Below are 17,459 nucleotides of genomic sequence, written 5' to 3' on the forward strand. Positions count from 1 at the left end.
CTTGCTCGCGAAGGCGTCAGTCCTGTCGCCGCTTAAACCAGCGTCATCAAAGCCTCACGGCTAAACGGCAGGATGTCTTCCTCACGACCGTCCCGCACTTTCTGCGCCCAATCCGGGTCCACCAGCAATGCACGACCCACGGCCACCAGATCGAACTCATCGTTATTCAAACGCTCCAGCAGTTTTTCCAGGCTGGCCGGTTGGGCGATCTTATCGGTGTTGACCATGAATTGCAGAAACTCGCCATCCAGGCCGACGCTGCCGACGGTGATGGTTGGCTTGCCGGTGAGCTTGCGGGTCCAGCCGGCCAGGTTCAGCTCGGAACCGTCGAACTCAGGCTCCCAGAAACGCCGCGTCGAACAGTGGAAAATGTCCACGCCAGCGTCGGATAACGGCTTAAGGAATTCACCCAAGGCTTCCGGGGTTTGCACCAAGCGCGCGGTGTAGTCCTGCTGCTTCCATTGGGAGAAACGGAAGATGATCGGGAAACCCTCACCGACCGCGGCACGTACCGCCTCAATCAGTTCGATGGCGAAGCGCGAACGGTTCGCCAGGCTGCCACCGTATTCGTCAGTGCGCTGATTGCTGCCTTCCCAGAAGAACTGGTCCACCAGATAACCGTGGGCACCGTGGATTTCCACGCCGTCCATGCCGATGCTTTGAGCGTCTTTGGCAGCCTGGGCGAACGCGGCGATCACCTCCTGAATATCCTGCCGGGTCATGCCGTGAACCACGACCTGACCGTCCTTCAATTTTTCCGATGGACCGTAGCCCGGCACGCTGGCATCCGGCTCGGTGCCGATGCGGCGCACGCTGCCCACATGCCACAATTGCGGAACGATCTTGCCGCCTTCGGCATGCACCGCGTCGACGACTTTCTTCCAGCCGGACAATGCCGCTTCACCGTAGAAGTGCGGCACGTTCGGATAGCCGTTGGAGGCCTTGTGACCGACGGTGGTGCCTTCGGTGATGATCAGACCAACCCCGGCAGCGGCGCGACGACGGTAATACTCGATCACTTTGGAATTGGGCACGCCGCCCGGCGAAAACGAGCGGGTCATCGGCGCCATGACGACGCGGGTCGGCAGTTCGAGGGCGCCGAGGTGAAAAGGCTTGAACAGGGCTTTGACGGGCATGGGACGCTCCACGGGACATAGACTTTATGACGGCGATAATATGGAGACTGCCAAGCCTTGAACAGCACTATTGATTTAAGTGATTAAGGATTAGAAACGAAAAGATCGCAGCCTTCGGCAACTCCTACAGGGGAATGCGTAACCCGTAGGAGCTGCCGAAGGCTGCGATCTTTTGATCTTGCTTTTTTAGCTCAGCGCTTTTTCGATCGCCTGGATGACAACATGGTCATCCGGCGCCGTACGAGGCGAGAACCGCGCCAGTACGCGACCGTCCTTGCCCAGCAGGAATTTCTCGAAGTTCCAGGTGATGTCGCCCGGGAATTCCGCGCCTTCGCCCGCCAGCAGGCGATACAACTGATGACGCTCATGACCGTTGACTTCCAGCTTGCTGGACAACGGAAAGGTCACGCCATAGTTGAGACTGCAGAATGCCTGGATCTCCTGCTCGGTACCCGGTTCCTGCCCGGCAAACTGGTTGCATGGCAAGCCCAGCACACTGAAACCCTTGTCCTTGTATTGCTGATAGAGGTTTTCCAGCGCCGCGTACTGTGGGGTCAAACCACATTTGGAGGCGACGTTGACCACCAGCACGACACGCCCCTTGAAGGGCGCCAGAGGTAACTCCTGACCATCCAGGGCTGTCAGTTTAAGGTCGTGAAAAGCACTCATGACGAACTCCAAATTCCCGTGTTCTTCTCGAAACAGCCACTTGGCGGTGCCATCAAGGACAGCCGCGGACTAAAAAGGCGCCCTCAGGCGCCTCTCCAGCTCTCTGAGCTTAGCGCAGAAAATCAGTGGTGATGGCCACCTTCGCCATGGACGTGACCATGAGCGATTTCTTCCTGGCTGGCGTCACGGATGTCGATGATCTTGACCTGGAAATTCAGGCGCTGACCGGCCAACGGGTGGTTGCCATCAACGGTGACATCGTCGCCGTCCAGATCGCGAATGGTGACGATCTGCATCTGGCCGTCCGGCGCGGAAGCGTGGAACTGCATGCCCACTTCCAGCTCGTCAACGCCTTCGAACATGCTGCGGCTCAGAGTGCTGACCAGTTCGGCAGCGTATTCGCCGTAGGCATCTTCAGGTTCTACGGCGACAGTCAGTTCGTCACCGACTGCTTTGCCTTCCAGTGCCTTTTCCAGGCCCGGGATGATATTACCTGCGCCTTGCAGGTAGACCAGCGGCGCGCCGCCGGCGGAGCTGTCGATGACCTCACCAGCGTCGTTGGTCAGGGTATAGTCGATGGAGACAGCCTTATTGGCGGCGATCAGCATGGGGCGAGACCTTTTGCATAAGAAGATAGAAAGACCAAGTTTAGCGAAGCAATCGCCCGAAAGCGAACACAACCCGGACAGACGGGGTGCGACGAAAGCCTCGACCGTCACAGGCTTTCATCAGGATGAGGATGGCCACTGGGTGGCCGAGCTTTCCTGCGGCCATACCCAACACCTGCGACACCAGCCCCCATGGCAATCCCGGGCCTGGGTGCTGGACCCTTCACTGCGTAATGAAAAAATAGGCCAGCCCTTTGATTGCGGATGGTGCGCACAAGGCTCGGTTAGCGATAACCTTGACGACTGAATTTCGGTAGATCGTCAGACATAGATGATCACCTGGCGGCCACGGCTGCCCACATGCACTTCCAGAGAATCCGCATGCAAACTTTTTTTATCGCGCCCACCGATTTTGGTGTGGGTCTGACCTCCATCAGCCTCGGGCTGGTGCGTACGCTTGAGCGGGCCGGTCTCAAAGTCGGCTTTTTCAAACCGATTGCCCAGCCGCACCCGGGCGACACAGGCCCTGAACGCTCCACCGAACTGGTGGCCCGCACCCACGGCTTGAAACCGCCTCAGCCGTTGGGTCTGGCCCATGTCGAGCGGATGCTCGGCGACGGTCAGCTGGACGAACTGCTCGAAGAAATCATCACCCTTTATCAGCAAGCCGCTATCGGCAAGGACGTGCTGATCGTCGAAGGCATGGTCCCGACCCGCAGCGCCAGTTACGCGGCGCGGGTCAACCTGCATTTGGCCAAGAGCCTGGACGCCGATGTGATTCTGGTCTCGGCACCGGAGAACGAAGTCCTGACCGAATTGTCCGGCCGGGTGGAGTTGCAGGCGCAATTGTTCGGCGGTCCGAAAGACCCGAAAGTCCTGGGCGTGATCCTCAACAAGGTCAAGACCGACGAAAGCATGGAGGCCTTCGCCTCGCGCTTGAAGGAACACTCGCCGTTACTGCGCAGTGGCGATTTTCGCCTGCTCGGCTGCATCCCGTTCCAGCCCGAACTGAATGCGCCGCGTACCCGCGATGTGGCCGATCTGATGGGCGCTCAGGTGCTCAACGCCGGCGACTATGAAACCCGGCGCATGACCAACATCATCATCTGCGCACGCACCGTGCGCAACACCGTGGAACTGCTCAAACCCGGTGTGCTGGTGGTAACCCCCGGCGATCGTGACGACATCATCCTCGCCGTCAGCCTCGCGGCGATGAATGGCGTGCCTCTGGCCGGCCTGTTGCTGACCAGCGACACCCTGCCCGACCCGCGCATCATGGATTTGTGTCGTGGCGCCTTGCAGGCCGGCTTGCCGGTGTTGTCGGTCAGCACCGGTTCCTACGACACCGCCAACCAGTTGAACGGTTTGAACAAGGAAATCCCGATCGACGACCGCGAACGTGCGGAGATCATCACCGATTTCGTCGCCAGCCACCTCGACGCCAACTGGCTGCACCAGCGCTGCGGCACGCCACGGGAAATGCGCCTGTCACCAGCGGTGTTCCGCTACCAACTGATCCAGCGCGCCCAAGCCGCCAACAAGCGCATCGTGTTGCCCGAAGGCAGCGAGCCGTTGACCGTGCAGGCCGCCGCGATCTGTCAGGCGCGCGGCATTGCCCGTTGCGTGTTGCTGGCCAAACCGGCGGACGTCGAAGCGGTCGCCCGCGCCCAAGGCATCGAGTTGCCGCCGGGGCTGGAAATCCTCGACCCGGACTTGATTCGCGAGCGCTATGTCGAGCCGATGGTTGCACTGCGCAAGACTAAAAGCCTCAACGCGCCGATGGCCGAGCAGCAACTGGAAGACACCGTGGTGATCGGCACCATGATGCTGGCGCTGGATGAAGTCGACGGGCTGGTGTCCGGGGTTATTCACTCCACCGCCAACACCATCCGCCCGGCCCTGCAACTGATCAAGACCGCGCCGGGCTGCACACTGGTGTCTTCGGTGTTCTTCATGCTGTTTCCGGAAGAAGTGCTGGTTTACGGCGACTGCGTGATGAACCCGCACCCGAGTGCCAGCGAACTGGCCGAGATCGCCTTGCAAAGCGCCGATTCGGCAGCGGCGTTCGGCATCACTCCGCGCGTGGCGATGATCAGCTACTCCAGTGGCGAGTCGGCCAGCGGTGAAGAAGTCGAGAAGGTTCGCGAGGCCACATTGCTCGCTCACGAACAGCAAAACTCGCTGTTGATCGACGGCCCGTTGCAGTACGACGCCGCCGCCAACGAAACCGTGGCCCGACAACTGGCGCCGAACAGTCAAGTGGCTGGTCGTGCCACGGTGTTCGTGTTCCCCGACTTGAACACCGGCAACACCACCCACAAAGCCGTGCAGCGCAGCGCCGACTGCGTCAGCCTCGGCCCGATGCTGCAAGGCCTGCGCAAACCGGTTAACGACCTGCCGCGCGGCGCGCAGGTCGACGACATCGTCTACACCATCGCGTTGACCGCGATCCAGGCTGCCAACCGACCTATGGATGTTTAAATGCTGGATTTTCTACCCGCCCCCCTGCGCGGCGTGATCGCCTCGCTGTTGTTGGCGCTGAACACGATTGTCTGCTGCACGCCGCTGTTCGTGGTGGCAATCTTCAAACTGCTGCGGCCCTTCCCCGCCGCCCAGCGTTTCACCGACTGGCTGATGAGCCATATCCACGAAACCTGGATCAGCAACAACAAGGCCTGGATGGACCTGCTCGGGCATACGCGCTGGCAGCTCAGCGGGCTGGAAGGCCTGGACTATCAGCACTCGTACCTGATCACCAGCAACCACCAGAGCTGGGTCGACATCATGGTGTTGCAGTACGTGCTCAATCGGCGCATCCGCCCGCTGAAGTTCTTCCTCAAGCAGCAACTGATCTGGGTGCCGGTGATCGGTCTGGCGTGGTGGGCACTCGGTTTTCCGTTCATGAAGCGTTACTCCAAGGCCTATCTGGAAAAGCATCCAGAGAAGAAAGGCAAAGACCTGGAAACCACCCGCAAGACCTGCGACAAGTTCCGCAATAACCCGGTGGGGATTTTCAACTTCGTCGAAGGCACGCGCTTCACCGAGGGCAAGCACGTACAGCAGAGCTCACCGTTCCGCTACCTGCTCAAGCCGAAAGCGGGCGGTATTGCCTTCGTGCTGGATGCCATGGGCGACCAGCTGGAAGCCATCGTCAATGTGACCATCCACTATCCGGCCGGGCGTCCGGGTTACTGGGATTTGCTCTGTGGCAATGTTAAGGACGTGGTGGTGCACTTTCAGGAGCTGAAGATTCCACCGCAGTTCGTCGGCAAGAACTACGACCAGGACGGTGCGTATCGGCTCGAGTTTCAGGGTTGGATCAATCAGCTGTGGAATGACAAGGATGCGCTGCTGGGGCAGATGCACCGCGAATTTCCAGACAAACACTGATCCAGTGTGGGAGCGGGCTTGCTCGCGAAGGCTGGCTGACATTCAACATTTATATTGACTGACACACCGCTTTCGCGAGCAAGCACGCTCCCACATTGAATATCGCAGGACACAAAAAAACCCGCAGACGATCACTCATCTGCGGGTTTTTTATTGGCAGCTAACGCTTAGATCGCGCCACGCTGACGCAGCAGATCCAGCACTTGCTTGACGCTTTCGTCCACCGACAGCGACTGGGTGTCGATCACCAGATCGGCATTCAGCGGCACGTCGTACGGGAAGGATTCGCCCGGAATGTTGTCGCCAGCCGCCGCGTACAGACCTTGCGGATCACGCTCGGCACAGACCGTCGGAGAGGCCTGGACGTAGACCGTCAGCAGACGCTCCTTGCCGATCAGTTCCCTGGCCTGCTCACGGCCTTCAGCACTCGGCGCAACGAAGGCTGCCAATGTCAGCAAACCGGCTTCGTTGAACTGACGCGCAACGTGCGCCGCACGACGCCAGTTTTCGGTACGCCCGGCGCGATCATTTGGCAGACCTTTGTTCAGGTCGTGACGCAGGTTCTGGCCATCGAGTACAAACACCGCACGACCCAGGTCGAACAGCTTGCGTTCAACCGCGTAGGCCAGGGTGCTTTTGCCAGCGCCCGACAAGCCGCTGAACAACACGGTGGCCGGTTGCTGACCAAAGCGCTGGGCACGTTCTTCGGTAGCCACGTGAGCCAGTTTGCCGTGGTGGGTGCTGCTGCCATGGCTCAACGGCTGGGCGACGATCATGCCGGCCGCGACCGTACCGTTGGTCAGTCGATCGATGACGATGAACGAACCGGTGGTGCGGTTGCTGTCGTAACCGTCCAGCGCGATAGCCGCGTCGAGGCTGATCTTGACCCGACCGATCTCGTTCAGCTGCAGAGAGCTGGCGGGACCTTCGGCCAAGGTGTTCACGTCCACGCGATTGACGATGCTGGTGATCGAACCCGGCACGTAAGTCGTGGCACGCTTGATGTCGTATTTCTTGCCCGGCAGCATCGGTTCTTCGGCCATCCACACCAGCATGGCGTCGAAGGCGTCAGTCACTTGCGGCTGGTTGTCGGCATGTACCAGCAAGTCACCGCGGGAAATGTCGATTTCGTCTTCCATGGTCAGCGTCACTGCTTGACCAGGACCTGCATGCTCCAGCTCACCTTCGAAGGTGACAATGGATTTCACACGGCTGCTCTTGCCCGACGGCAGCACAACGACTTCGTCGCCCTTGTGCACGATGCCGCTGGCCAGGGTGCCGGAAAAACCACGGAAGTTCAGGTTCGGACGGTTGACGTACTGCACCGGGAAACGCAGGTCGGTGTAGTTGCGGTCACTGGCGATTTCGACGGTTTCGAGGATTTCCATCAGCGACTGGCCGGTGTACCACGGCGAACGCTCGGACTTGTTCACTACGTTGTCGCCCTTGAGAGCGGACATCGGCACGAACGCCATGGTGGTTGGCTTGAACGCGATGCCTTCGGCGAACTTCAGGTAATCGGCCTTGATCGACTCGAACACGCTTTCGTCGAAGCCGTTGAGGTCCATCTTGTTGATGGCGACAACGATGTGCTTGATGCCCAGCAACGAGGCAATAAAGCTGTGGCGACGGGTCTGGGTCTGCACGCCGTAACGGGCGTCGACCAGAATGATCGCCAGGTCACAGGTGGATGCACCGGTGGCCATGTTGCGGGTGTACTGCTCATGGCCGGGGGTATCGGCGATGATGAATTTGCGTTTGGCGGTGGAGAAATAGCGGTAGGCGACATCGATGGTGATGCCCTGCTCACGCTCGGCCTGCAAGCCGTCGACCAGTAACGCCAGGTCGATGTCTTCGCCGGTGGTGCCGACTTTTTTCGAGTCGCGGGTGATGGCTTCAAGATGATCTTCGTAGATCATCTTGGAGTCGTGCAGTAGGCGCCCGATCAGGGTGCTCTTGCCGTCGTCGACGTTGCCACAGGTAAGAAAGCGCAGCATTTCCTTGCGTTCGTGCTGGCCCAGATAGGCGAGGATGTCCTCGCTGATCAAATCAGATGCGTGCGACATGACAACCCCTTAGAAATAACCCTGACGTTTCTTTTCTTCCATCGAACCTGCGCCATCGTGATCGATGACTCGGCCCTGGCGTTCGGAAGTTCGCGTCAGGAGCATTTCCTGAATGATGTCGGTCAGGCTGGTGGCCTCGGACTCGACCGCACCGGTCAACGGGTAGTCGCCCAGCGTACGGAAACGGACCTTCTTCTTGACGATGCGCGCCTTGTCTTCGTCGCTCAAGTGATTGAGCAGGCGCTCGTCGTCGATCATGATCCAGGTACCGTTCATCTCGATAACGTCGCGCTCGGCGGCGAAATACAGCGGCACGATCGGGATGCCTTCGAGGTAGATGTACTGCCAGATGTCCAGCTCGGTCCAGTTCGACAACGGGAATACGCGGATCGATTCGCCCTTGTTGACCTTGCCGTTGTAGACGTTCCACAACTCGGGACGCTGGTTTTTCGGGTCCCAGCGGTGCTTGGTGTCACGGAAGGAATACACGCGCTCTTTGGCCCGGGATTTCTCTTCGTCGCGACGAGCGCCACCGAATGCCGCATCGAAGCCGTACTTGTCGAGGGCCTGCTTGAGGCCTTCGGTCTTCATGATGTCGGTGTGCTTGGCACTGCCGTGGGTGAGCGGGTTGATACCCTGCGCAACACCCTCGGGATTCACGTGCACCAGCAGGTCCAGGCCGAGTTCTTCGACCATGCGGTCGCGGAACGCGTACATTTCCTTGAACTTCCACTGGGTGTCGACGTGCATCACCGGAAACGGAAGTTTGCCCGGGAAGAATGCCTTGCGCGCGAGGTGCAGCATCACGGCGGAGTCTTTACCGACGGAGTACAGCATCACCGGGTTATCGAACTCGGCGGCGACCTCGCGGATGATGTGGATGCTTTCGGCCTCCAGCTGTTTCAGATGCGTCAGTTTGTCGACCATGGCTACTCACGAAAACGATCTTATGGACGGCCTGCGGGCCGTGTTCGAGCGGGGAATCCTAGCACAGCGCCTCCTTCTAATCAGGACGCTGGCTAGATCGAAAGGGTATATGAATATACCTGCCCGTTCGGGTGTATGAGCACCTGTGGGAGCGAGCCTGCTCGCGATAGCGGTGTGTCAGTGACATGAATGTCGAATGTGACGCAGCCATCGCGAGCAGGCTCGCTCCCACAGTTGAATTGCGGTGTTAAGTGAAAATCTGTACAGCATCAAATAGGGTTCGGGCAATCGATGAAGATGTGCTCGAGGGCGAAACGTCGCGCCAGGTAATCGCCCAACGCCTGCACACCGTAACGCTCGGTGGCGTGGTGACCGGCGGCGATGAAGCTGATGTCGTTTTCCCGGGCGCTGTGGAACGTCTGCTCGGAGGCCTCGCCGCTGAGGTACAGATCGACGCCAGCCAACACCGCCTGATCAATGTAACCCTGGCCGCCACCGGTGCACCAGCCGACCCGACGAATCATCTCGCTGCCTTCGATCAGCAACGGCTCGCGCCCCATGACTTCTTGCACGCGACGGGCGAAATCCCGAGGGGTCATCGGTTCGCTCAACGAGCCGACCAGGCCAACGATTTTCAGATTGTCCGGATCCAGCGGGCCTTCGACAGTGATGTCCAGTTGCCGGGCAAGCTGTACGTTGTTACCGACTTCCGGGTGCAGGTCCAGCGGCAAGTGATAAGACAGCAGGCTGATATCGTGCTTGAGCAAGGTTTTCAACCGACGCTGCTTCATGCCGGTGATGCACGGGTTCTCGCCTTTCCAGAAATAGCCGTGATGCACCAGCACCAGATCGGCCTGGGCCTCTACCGCGGCGTCCAGCAACGCCTGGCTGGCGGTGACGCCGCTGACGATGCGCATCACTTGCGGCCGGCCTTCGACCTGCAAACCGTTGGGGCAGTAATCGGCGATCTTCGCACTTGCCAGGTAGCGGTCGGCTTCTTCGACCAGGGTGCTCAGGGCGACGGCCATAAAAGACTCCTAAATATCCCGTTCAGAGGCGCGCTCGGCCTCGTATAATGCGCGACATTATGGGCGGTCTCACACCGCCTGCAACCTCTGTAGGACGTGCTTAATGCTCAAGGCGCTGCGTTTTTCCGGCTGGCCGCTGTTGGCCGGCGTGCTTATCGCTCTATTGATTATGCAGCGTTACCCGCAATGGGTCGGGCTACCGAGCCTGGACGTGAATCTGCAGCAAGCCCCACAAACCATCGGTCTGCAGCAGGGTCCGGTGTCCTATGCCGATGCGGTGACCACGGCCGCGCCGTCGGTGGTCAACCTGTACACCACCAAAGTGGTCAACAAGCCCAGCCATCCGCTGTTCGAAGATCCGCAGTTCCGCCGCTTCTTCGGCGACAACTCGCCCAAGCAGAAGCGCATGGAGTCGAGCCTCGGCTCGGGCGTGATCATGAGCCCGGAAGGTTACCTGCTGACCAACAACCACGTGACCAGCGGTGCCGACCAGATCGTGGTGGCGCTCAAGGATGGTCGTGAAACCCTGGCCCGCGTCATCGGCAGCGACCCGGAAACCGACCTCGCGGTGTTGAAGATAGACTTGAAAAACCTGCCGTCGATCACCGTCGGCCGTTCCGACAATATCCGTATCGGCGACGTGGCCCTGGCCATCGGCAACCCGTTCGGCGTCGGCCAGACCGTGACCATGGGCATCATCAGTGCCACCGGGCGCAATCAGCTCGGGCTGAACAACTACGAAGATTTCATCCAGACTGACGCCGCGATCAACCCCGGCAACTCCGGCGGTGCGCTGGTGGACGCCAACGGCAACCTGACCGGCATCAACACGGCGATCTTCTCCAAGTCCGGCGGCTCTCAGGGCATCGGCTTCGCGATCCCGGTCAAACTGGCGATGGAAGTGATGAAGTCGATCATCGAACACGGCCAGGTGATTCGCGGCTGGCTCGGCATCGAAACACAACCGTTGAGTCAGGAACTGGCGGAGTCCTTTGGTCTGTCAGGACGTCCGGGGATTGTGGTCTCGGGGATTTTCCATGACGGCCCGGCGCAGAAGGCCGGCCTGCAACTGGGCGACGTGATCCTCAGCATCGACGGTGAACCGGCCGGTGACGGCCGCCGCTCGATGAACCAGGTGGCGCGGATCAAGCCGACCGACAAGGTCACCATTCAGGTAATGCGCAACGGCAAAGAGCTCAAGCTCACGGCAGAAATCGGTCTGCGTCCGCCACCCGCGCCGGTCAAGGAAAAAGAAGAAGAGTAATCCCCGTAGGAGCTGCCGAAGGCTGATCTTTTTGCGCCCTCGGCAGCTCCAAAACTCCAAAGCCTCTTAACAGCAGACATTCTCATTAGGCATGTTATATTGTTTCAATATCACTATTGGAACAATATAGCATGTCGTCTCGAACAATGGCTTCCCTGGCAGGACTGGCCCTCGGTTTGTTGGGGGATGGCCTGCTCTACCAACTGACGCCCGAAGTGGGGTTGTTCGCCAACGCCTCCACCTCGTTCAAACCGAACAATGGGCTGGACGCCGCCGGCAAATCCTTCGACCCGGAAGAAGGCATCGGTTATGAAGTCGGGATCAAGAGCGAGCTGTTCGACGACCGCTTGAGCACCACCCTCGCCGCCTTCCATATCGAAAAGGAAAACGTCCTGGCGCTCGATCCGAGCACCGATTCCAGCCGCGCCGTGGGCAAGGCCCGCAGCCAGGGTGTCGACCTGCAAGTCACCGGGCAAGTAACCGATGCCGTGCGAGTGATCGACGAGAAATACTTCGAGCGCTCCTACAGCAACTACTGGGTCAACCCCGGCGAGCCGCGCAATTTCACCGTCAGCCTGACACTCAACCTGTAAAAGGACGTCACCATGCAACATCTCAAATCCCTGGCGCTACTCGGCCTGCTGTGCGCCAGCCAAGTCTCGGCCCACGGTCTCTGGACCGAACAACGTCGCGGTAACATCGAAGTCATCTATGGTCATGGCGCCGAAGACAACGCCTTCAAGGCGCAGAAAATCAGCGGCGCGTGGGCCTATGACGTTGCCGGAAAAATGATCCCGGTGAACGTGCAACGGCTGGCCGACCACGCCCGCCTGCAGCCGTTGAAACCACCGGCGGTGATGGCCGTGGCGCTGAACAATGGCATGTGGTCGCAGACGGCGGATAAAAAATGGATCAACGAAGGGCGCAGCAAAGTACCGGGGGCCATTGAGTCGACCCAGACCTTCAAGTACAGCCTGGCGATATACCAGCCGGGGGCGAAGTTGCCGAAGCTCGATCAGATGAAATTGTTGATTCTGCCGGAGGTTGATCCGCTGACCGTTGGGCCGGGTAAATCGTTGCCGGTTCGAGTGCTATTGGACGGTAAGCCGGCGGCAGGCGTGAAGCTGGTGGGCGACTATCGCAGCGCGCCGAATACCTTGAGCACCGAAACCGACGCAGAGGGTCGGGCGCAAGTATTGGTGCGTAATGAAGGGTTGAATGTGATTGCGGCGCAGATGGAGATTTCGCTGAAGGACAACCCGGATGTGGCGACGCGCGGGCTGTTCACGTCGCTGACCTTCCTTGGCGAACCGCATCACGAGTAACCCACAAAACCTTGTGGGAGCGTGGCTTGCCCGCGATGGAAACGCCGCGCAACAACAGGCCGACCGCGTTATCGTTCTTCGCGAGCAAGCCCGCTCCCACACTGGATCTTCTGTGGACACACTATTGGTGAACAATAGAGATCCAGTGTGGGAGCGGGCTTGCTCGCGAAAGCGGTCTAAAGGTCGCCGAGGCCGTCGATCAGCGCCTGATTCTGCTCCGGCGCGCCGATGGAAATACGCAGGAACTGGGCAATCCGCTCTTGCTTGAAGTGCCGAACGATCACGCCCTGTTCGCGCAATTTCGCCGCCAGCCCTGCCGCATCGTGCTTCGGGTGACGGGCGAAAATGAAGTTTGCTGCCGACGGCAACACCTCAAACCCCTTCGCCTCCAACTGACCGACTACCTTGTCACGGCTCTCAATGACCAAACGACAAGTCTTCTCGAAGTACTCACGATCTTCAAAAGCCGCCGCCGCACCGACAATCGCCAGACGATCCAGCGGATAGGAGTTGAAGCTGTTCTTGATCCGCTCCAGCGCCTCGATCAGGTCCGGATGCCCCACCGCCAGCCCCACCCGCAGGCCCGCCAGCGAACGGGACTTGGACAGGGTCTGAGTCACCAACAGGTTCGGATAACGATCCACCAGCGTGATCGCCGTTTCACCGCCGAAATCAATGTAAGCCTCATCCACCACGACCACCGAATCCGGGCTGGCCTTGAGGATTTGCTCAACCGCGTCCAGTGCCAACAGGCAACCGGTCGGCGCATTCGGGTTGGGGAAAATGATCCCGCCGTTCGGCTTGGCGTAGTCCGACGGGTTGATCTGGAACTGTTCATCCAGCGGCACCGCGTCGAACTCGATGCCGTACAACCCGCAGTAAACCGGGTAGAAGCTGTAGCTGATATCCGGGAACAACAATGGCTGATCGTGTTGCAGCAAACCGTGGAAAATGTGCGCCAGGACTTCATCGGAACCGTTGCCGAGGAACACCTGATTGCCCTGCACGCCGTAGTACCTGGCAACAGCCTGCTTGAGCAGGTCGCTGTTCGGGTCCGGGTACAGACGCAGGTTATCGTTCAGTTCGGTCTGCATCGCGGCCAACGCTTTGGGCGATGGACCGTACGGGTTTTCGTTGGTGTTGAGCTTCACCAGTTTCGCCAGCTTCGGCTGCTCGCCCGGCACGTAAGGCACCAGGTTCTTGACGAAGGGACTCCAGAATTTACTCATCTTCAGTTGCCCTTCTTGTCGTTAGCGATGCGGTATTCGGCGCTGCGGGCGTGAGCGGTCAGCGACTCGCCACGGGCCAGCACGGAAGCGGTTTTGCCCAGTTCGGAAGCCCCCTGCTCGGAGCAGAAGATGATCGACGAGCGTTTCTGGAAGTCGTAAACGCCCAATGGCGAAGAGAAGCGCGCGGTGCCGGACGTCGGCAACACGTGGTTTGGACCTGCGCAATAGTCGCCCAGGGCTTCGGACGTGTGACGACCCATGAAGATCGCGCCGGCGTGACGGATATGCGGCAACCAGGCCTGCGGATCGGCAACCGACAATTCCAGGTGTTCTGGCGCGATACGGTTGGCGACTTCGATGGCTTGTTCCATGTCGCGAACCTTGATCAGCGCACCGCGACCATTGATCGAGGTTTCGATGATTTCGGCGCGTTCCATGGTCGGCAGCAGTTTGGCGATGCTGGCGGCGACTTTGTCGAGAAACTCGGCATCCGGGCTGACCAGAATCGCCTGGGCGTCTTCATCGTGCTCGGCTTGGGAGAACAGGTCCATGGCAATCCAGTCCGGGTCGGTCTGGCCGTCACACACCACGAGAATCTCAGAGGGGCCGGCAATCATGTCGATGCCGACCTGACCGAACACGTGGCGCTTGGCGGTGGCGACATAGATGTTGCCAGGGCCAACAACCTTATCGACCTTCGGCACGCTTTCGGTGCCGTAAGCCAGCGCCGCAACTGCCTGGGCGCCGCCGATGGTGAACACCCGGTCAACCCCGGCGATGCAGGCCGCAGCCAGCACCAGCTCGTTGATTTCGCCGCGCGGCGTCGGCACGACCATGACCACTTCGGTCACGCCTGCAACCTTGGCCGGAATTGCGTTCATCAGCACCGAGGACGGATACGACGCCTTGCCGCCTGGCACATACAGACCGGCGCGATCCAGCGGCGTGACCTTCTGGCCCAGCACCGTGCCGTCGGCTTCGGTGTAGCTCCAGGAGTCCTGTTTCTGTTTTTCGTGGTAGCTGCGCACGCGGGCCGCGGCTTTTTCCAGGGCTTCGCGCTGAGGCACGGTGATGCGGGTCAATGCCAGTTCCAGGCGTTCACGTGGCAGGATCAAGTCTGCCATCGAGGCGACTTGCAGGCCGTCGAACTTCTGGGTGAATTCCACCAGTGCCGCGTCGCCTCGCTCGCGCACGGCTTTGATGATGTCCAGCACCCGCTGATTGACCGAGTCGTCAGACACACTTTCCCAGCTCAGCAGATGATCCAGATGATGTGCGAAATCCGGGTCAGCAGCGTTGAGTCGGCGAATTGCAGTCGGTGCGGTCATAGCGAGAGCCTCATAGGATTGGCAAAAACTCAGGCGCCCGAAGCTAACATTCGATCCGCTTGGGCACCTGAGAATTCTGGCTATGAGGCGGATAGACGGCGCGACTCAAGGTCGCGCAGGTAAATCAGCCGCGGTGTCGAGACTCCACTGCCTTGCGCAGGGTGTCGATCAACGCCTGGATACGGGCGTGCTGCATTTTCATCGAAGCTTTGTTGACGATCAGCCGGGAGCTGATGTCGGCAATGAAATCCTGGGGTTCCAGGCCATTGGCACGCAGGGTGTTACCGGTGTCGACCACGTCGATGATCTTGTCCGCCAGACCGATCAGCGGCGCCAGCTCCATCGAGCCGTAGAGCTTGATGATGTCGACCTGACGGCCCTGCTCGGCGTAGTAACGCTTGGCGACGTTGACGAATTTGGTTGCCACCCGCAGACGGCCCTTGGGCTCGACATCGCCGACACGGCCGGCGGTCATCAGCTTGCAGAGGGCAATTCGCAGATCCAGAGGTTCGTACAGCCCCTGGCCGCCATATTCCATCAGCACATCTTTGCCGGCGACGCCGAGGTCCGCGGCACCATGCTCGACATAAGTCGGTACATCGGTGGCACGCACAATCAGCAAGCGCACATCGGCCTGAGTTGTAGGGATGATCAGCTTGCGGCTCTTGTCCGGATTCTCGGTCGGCACGATGCCCGCTTCAGCCAGAAGCGGCAGGGTGTCGTCAAGGATGCGGCCCTTGGACAGTGCGATGGTCAACATGGGAAACGTCAGTCCTTATCAAGGTACTCATGCCCGGTCGCAAACGGCGCCGGACATACATCGAGGCCATTACAGCCCCGACTTGAACGAAATCAACGGGCGCGTCCTTGCGCCCATGCAGCAGAAACTAGCCCGGTACGCGGCGAATTTTCGCGCCGAGCATCTGCAGTTTCTCTTCGATGCACTCGTAACCACGGTCGATGTGGTAGATGCGGTCGATCAGGGTATCGCCTTCGGCGATCAGCGCGGAGATCACCAGGCTGGCCGAAGCACGCAGGTCGGTGGCCATTACTGGCGCGCCCTTGAGCTTCTCGATGCCGGTGACGATCGCGGTGTTGCCTTCGACCTGGATATGAGCGCCCATGCGGTGCAGTTCGTATACGTGCATGAAGCGGTTTTCGAAGATCGTCTCGATCACCGCACCAGTGCCTTCGGCAATGGCGTTGAGGGAGATGAACTGCGCCTGCATGTCGGTCGGGAACGCCGGGTATGGAGCGGTCCGCACGTTGACGGCTTTCGGCCGCTTGCCATGCATGTTCAGCTCGATCCAGTCTTCGCCGCAGGTAATTTCGGCACCCGATTCGCGAAGCTTTTCCAGAACGGCTTCGAGGATGGTCGGATCAGTGTCCTTGACCTTCACACGACCGCCAGTTACCGCCGCCGCCACCAGGTAGGTGCCGGTCTCGATACGGTCAGGCATCACCTTGTAAGTGGTCGGGTGCAGACGCTCGACGCCATCGATGGTGATGGTATCGGTGCCGGCGCCTGTGATCTTGGCGCCCATGGCGTTCAGGAAGTTCGCCAGGTCGATGACCTCAGGCTCGCGAGCGGCGTTTGCCAGCACGCTGCGGCCCTTGGCCAGAGCGGCCGCCATCATGATGTTCTCGGTACCGGTCACGCTGACGGTGTCGAAGAAGAAGTGCGCGCCACGCAGGCCGCCCTCAGGGGCCTTGGCCTTGATGTAGCCGCCTTCAACGTCGATGACCGCGCCCATGGCTTCGAGGCCACGGATGTGCAGGTCGACCGGACGCGAACCGATGGCGCAACCGCCAGGCAGTGCGACTTCGGCTTCGCCGAAACGGGCAACCATCGGGCCCAGCACCAGGATCGAGGCACGCATGGTTTTCACCAGCTCGTACGGCGCGATCAGGGTCTTGATGGTGCGCGGGTCGATTTCGACGCTGAGCTTCTCGTCGATCACCGGCTCAATGCCCATGCGACCGAACAGCTCGATCATGGTGGTGATGTCGTGCAGGTGCGGCAGGTTGGCAACGGTAACCGGGCCATCGCACAGCAGGGTTGCAGCCAGGATCGGCAGGGCAGAGTTCTTTGCCCCGGAGATGCGGATTTCGCCATCAAGACGAACGCCACCGGTAATAATCAATTTATCCATAAGAATCTCGACGCCCTTGGGCTCAGGTGCGCTCGGCCCAGGCCGCGCTGCTGAAAAATTTCATAGTGACCGCATGGATGCTGCCATCGGTGATCCATGGGTTCAAATGGGCATAGATCTGCTGCTGACGCTTCACCGGGCTCAACGCCGCCAGTTCATCGCTAATCACGTTCAGCTGAAAGTTGCAGCCTTCGCCCTCAACTTCTACCAGCGTTCCGGGCAGCTTTCCTTCAAGGAAGCTCTTCACTTCTACGGCCTGCATGCTCAACCTCAATCGGCGCCCTGTGCGCGCGGGTCGGACATCATACAAAAAAGCCCCGCGCCTGCGAACCCCGC

General features: G+C 59.9%; 16 protein-coding genes and 1 pseudogene. 6 read left to right on the forward strand and 11 right to left on the reverse strand.

What is annotated here, in order from left to right; all coding sequences use genetic code 11:
- Positions 1 to 32: 32 nt before the first annotated feature.
- The 3 genes from BK662_RS00555 to BK662_RS00565 all read right to left on the reverse strand — a co-directional run bounded on the left by BK662_RS00555 (position 33) and on the right by BK662_RS00565 (position 2,413).
- On the reverse strand, positions 33 to 1,136 hold the full coding sequence (locus tag BK662_RS00555; RefSeq protein ID WP_123355843.1) for an NADH:flavin oxidoreductase: 1,104 nt from the start codon (positions 1,134 to 1,136) through the stop codon (positions 33 to 35).
- A 186-nt stretch (positions 1,137 to 1,322) separates the two neighbouring features.
- Positions 1,323 to 1,805, reverse strand: coding sequence for a glutathione peroxidase (locus BK662_RS00560; protein ID WP_123355845.1), 483 nt, complete (start codon positions 1,803 to 1,805; stop codon positions 1,323 to 1,325).
- Positions 1,806 to 1,927: 122 nt separating this feature from the next.
- The gene (locus BK662_RS00565) at positions 1,928 to 2,413 is read right to left on the reverse strand and encodes an FKBP-type peptidyl-prolyl cis-trans isomerase (RefSeq protein WP_007901600.1); all 486 of its coding nucleotides are present in this window, start codon (positions 2,411 to 2,413) and stop codon (positions 1,928 to 1,930) included.
- On the opposite strand from BK662_RS00565, the gene BK662_RS00570 reads away from it, so the two are divergent.
- The 3 genes from BK662_RS00570 (at position 2,382) to yihG (ending at position 5,803) form a co-directional block, all read left to right on the forward strand.
- Positions 2,382 to 2,720 carry a DUF3565 domain-containing protein gene (locus BK662_RS00570; RefSeq protein ID WP_123356104.1) on the forward strand — a complete coding sequence of 113 codons (339 nt, stop codon included), beginning with the start codon at positions 2,382 to 2,384 and terminating at the stop codon, positions 2,718 to 2,720. The two genes, BK662_RS00565 and BK662_RS00570, sit on opposite strands and share 32 nt — an antisense overlap.
- 74 nt (positions 2,721 to 2,794) lie before the next feature.
- Positions 2,795 to 4,894 carry a phosphate acetyltransferase gene (pta, locus tag BK662_RS00575; RefSeq protein ID WP_123355847.1) on the forward strand — a complete coding sequence of 700 codons (2,100 nt, stop codon included), beginning with the start codon at positions 2,795 to 2,797 and terminating at the stop codon, positions 4,892 to 4,894.
- Complete coding sequence (yihG, locus tag BK662_RS00580; RefSeq protein ID WP_123355849.1) at positions 4,895 to 5,803, forward strand: 1-acylglycerol-3-phosphate O-acyltransferase, YihG family; 909 nt, start codon at positions 4,895 to 4,897, stop codon at positions 5,801 to 5,803.
- 167 nt (positions 5,804 to 5,970) lie between these two features.
- On the opposite strand, the gene cysN is transcribed toward yihG, so the two are convergent.
- The 3 genes from cysN to BK662_RS00600 form a co-directional block, all read right to left on the reverse strand.
- Positions 5,971 to 7,869: a sulfate adenylyltransferase subunit CysN gene (cysN, locus tag BK662_RS00590; RefSeq protein ID WP_123355851.1), complete on the reverse strand. Its 1,899-nt coding sequence runs from the start codon at positions 7,867 to 7,869 to the stop codon at positions 5,971 to 5,973.
- A gap of 9 nt (positions 7,870 to 7,878) precedes the next feature.
- Complete coding sequence (cysD, locus tag BK662_RS00595; protein ID WP_008008639.1) at positions 7,879 to 8,796, reverse strand: sulfate adenylyltransferase subunit CysD; 918 nt, start codon at positions 8,794 to 8,796, stop codon at positions 7,879 to 7,881.
- 269 nt (positions 8,797 to 9,065) lie between these two features.
- A complete protein-coding gene (locus BK662_RS00600; protein WP_018927191.1) occupies positions 9,066 to 9,824 on the reverse strand; it encodes a Nif3-like dinuclear metal center hexameric protein in 759 nt (252 codons plus the stop codon).
- A gap of 103 nt (positions 9,825 to 9,927) precedes the next feature.
- On the opposite strand from BK662_RS00600, the gene algW reads away from it, so the two are divergent.
- The 3 genes and pseudogenes from algW (at position 9,928) to BK662_RS00615 (ending at position 12,413) form a co-directional block, all read left to right on the forward strand.
- On the forward strand, positions 9,928 to 11,088 hold the full coding sequence (gene algW / locus BK662_RS00605; protein ID WP_123355853.1) for a Do family serine endopeptidase AlgW: 1,161 nt from the start codon (positions 9,928 to 9,930) through the stop codon (positions 11,086 to 11,088).
- Positions 11,089 to 11,276: 188 nt separating this feature from the next.
- Positions 11,277 to 11,681: pseudogene (locus tag BK662_RS00610) on the forward strand (TonB-dependent receptor domain-containing protein); the annotation flags it as partial.
- A 12-nt stretch (positions 11,682 to 11,693) separates the two neighbouring features.
- A complete protein-coding gene (locus tag BK662_RS00615) occupies positions 11,694 to 12,413 on the forward strand; it encodes a DUF4198 domain-containing protein (protein WP_123355855.1) in 720 nt (239 codons plus the stop codon).
- A gap of 176 nt (positions 12,414 to 12,589) precedes the next feature.
- Here the strand turns inward: BK662_RS00615 and hisC are convergent, their stop codons facing one another.
- From hisC to BK662_RS00640, 5 genes are all read right to left on the reverse strand, one after another.
- Entirely contained in the window at positions 12,590 to 13,642 is a 1,053-nt protein-coding gene (gene hisC / locus BK662_RS00620; RefSeq protein ID WP_123355857.1) for a histidinol-phosphate transaminase, read from the reverse strand.
- A gap of 2 nt (positions 13,643 to 13,644) precedes the next feature.
- Positions 13,645 to 14,970, reverse strand: a complete 1,326-nt coding sequence (gene hisD, locus BK662_RS00625) for a histidinol dehydrogenase (protein WP_123355858.1) — start codon at positions 14,968 to 14,970, stop codon at positions 13,645 to 13,647.
- 124 nt (positions 14,971 to 15,094) lie between these two features.
- Positions 15,095 to 15,730, reverse strand: a complete 636-nt coding sequence (gene hisG, locus BK662_RS00630; RefSeq protein WP_007901570.1) for an ATP phosphoribosyltransferase — start codon at positions 15,728 to 15,730, stop codon at positions 15,095 to 15,097.
- 127 nt (positions 15,731 to 15,857) lie between these two features.
- Positions 15,858 to 17,123, reverse strand: coding sequence for a UDP-N-acetylglucosamine 1-carboxyvinyltransferase (gene murA / locus BK662_RS00635; RefSeq protein ID WP_007901567.1), 1,266 nt, complete (start codon positions 17,121 to 17,123; stop codon positions 15,858 to 15,860).
- A 22-nt stretch (positions 17,124 to 17,145) separates the two neighbouring features.
- Complete coding sequence (locus tag BK662_RS00640) at positions 17,146 to 17,385, reverse strand: BolA family protein (protein WP_007912386.1); 240 nt, start codon at positions 17,383 to 17,385, stop codon at positions 17,146 to 17,148.
- Positions 17,386 to 17,459: the final 74 nt, after the last annotated feature.

It is taken from the genome of Pseudomonas frederiksbergensis, assembly GCF_003732275.1.
GTDB lineage: Bacteria > Pseudomonadota > Gammaproteobacteria > Pseudomonadales > Pseudomonadaceae > Aquipseudomonas > Aquipseudomonas frederiksbergensis_H.

What these genes read in the sequence shown, in the direction of transcription:
- cysD (WP_008008639.1), bottom strand. Translation starts at nt 8,796, where the DNA reads ATGGTCGACAAACTGACGCATCTGAAACAGCTGGAGGCCGAAAGCATC.
- hisG (WP_007901570.1), bottom strand. Translation starts at nt 15,730, where the DNA reads ATGTTGACCATCGCACTGTCCAAGGGCCGCATCCTTGACGACACCCTG.
- BK662_RS00565 (WP_007901600.1), bottom strand. Translation starts at nt 2,413, where the DNA reads ATGCTGATCGCCGCCAATAAGGCTGTCTCCATCGACTATACCCTGACC.
- BK662_RS00640 (WP_007912386.1), bottom strand. Translation starts at nt 17,385, where the DNA reads ATGCAGGCCGTAGAAGTGAAGAGCTTCCTTGAAGGAAAGCTGCCCGGA.
- yihG (WP_123355849.1), top strand. Translation starts at nt 4,895, where the DNA reads ATGCTGGATTTTCTACCCGCCCCCCTGCGCGGCGTGATCGCCTCGCTG.
- pta (WP_123355847.1), top strand. Translation starts at nt 2,795, where the DNA reads ATGCAAACTTTTTTTATCGCGCCCACCGATTTTGGTGTGGGTCTGACC.
- BK662_RS00615 (WP_123355855.1), top strand. Translation starts at nt 11,694, where the DNA reads ATGCAACATCTCAAATCCCTGGCGCTACTCGGCCTGCTGTGCGCCAGC.
- BK662_RS00555 (WP_123355843.1), bottom strand. Translation starts at nt 1,136, where the DNA reads ATGCCCGTCAAAGCCCTGTTCAAGCCTTTTCACCTCGGCGCCCTCGAA.
- BK662_RS00560 (WP_123355845.1), bottom strand. Translation starts at nt 1,805, where the DNA reads ATGAGTGCTTTTCACGACCTTAAACTGACAGCCCTGGATGGTCAGGAG.
- algW (WP_123355853.1), top strand. Translation starts at nt 9,928, where the DNA reads ATGCTCAAGGCGCTGCGTTTTTCCGGCTGGCCGCTGTTGGCCGGCGTG.
- cysN (WP_123355851.1), bottom strand. Translation starts at nt 7,869, where the DNA reads ATGTCGCACGCATCTGATTTGATCAGCGAGGACATCCTCGCCTATCTG.
- hisD (WP_123355858.1), bottom strand. Translation starts at nt 14,970, where the DNA reads ATGACCGCACCGACTGCAATTCGCCGACTCAACGCTGCTGACCCGGAT.
- BK662_RS00570 (WP_123356104.1), top strand. Translation starts at nt 2,382, where the DNA reads ATGGAGACAGCCTTATTGGCGGCGATCAGCATGGGGCGAGACCTTTTG.
- hisC (WP_123355857.1), bottom strand. Translation starts at nt 13,642, where the DNA reads ATGAGTAAATTCTGGAGTCCCTTCGTCAAGAACCTGGTGCCTTACGTG.
- murA (WP_007901567.1), bottom strand. Translation starts at nt 17,123, where the DNA reads ATGGATAAATTGATTATTACCGGTGGCGTTCGTCTTGATGGCGAAATC.
- BK662_RS00600 (WP_018927191.1), bottom strand. Translation starts at nt 9,824, where the DNA reads ATGGCCGTCGCCCTGAGCACCCTGGTCGAAGAAGCCGACCGCTACCTG.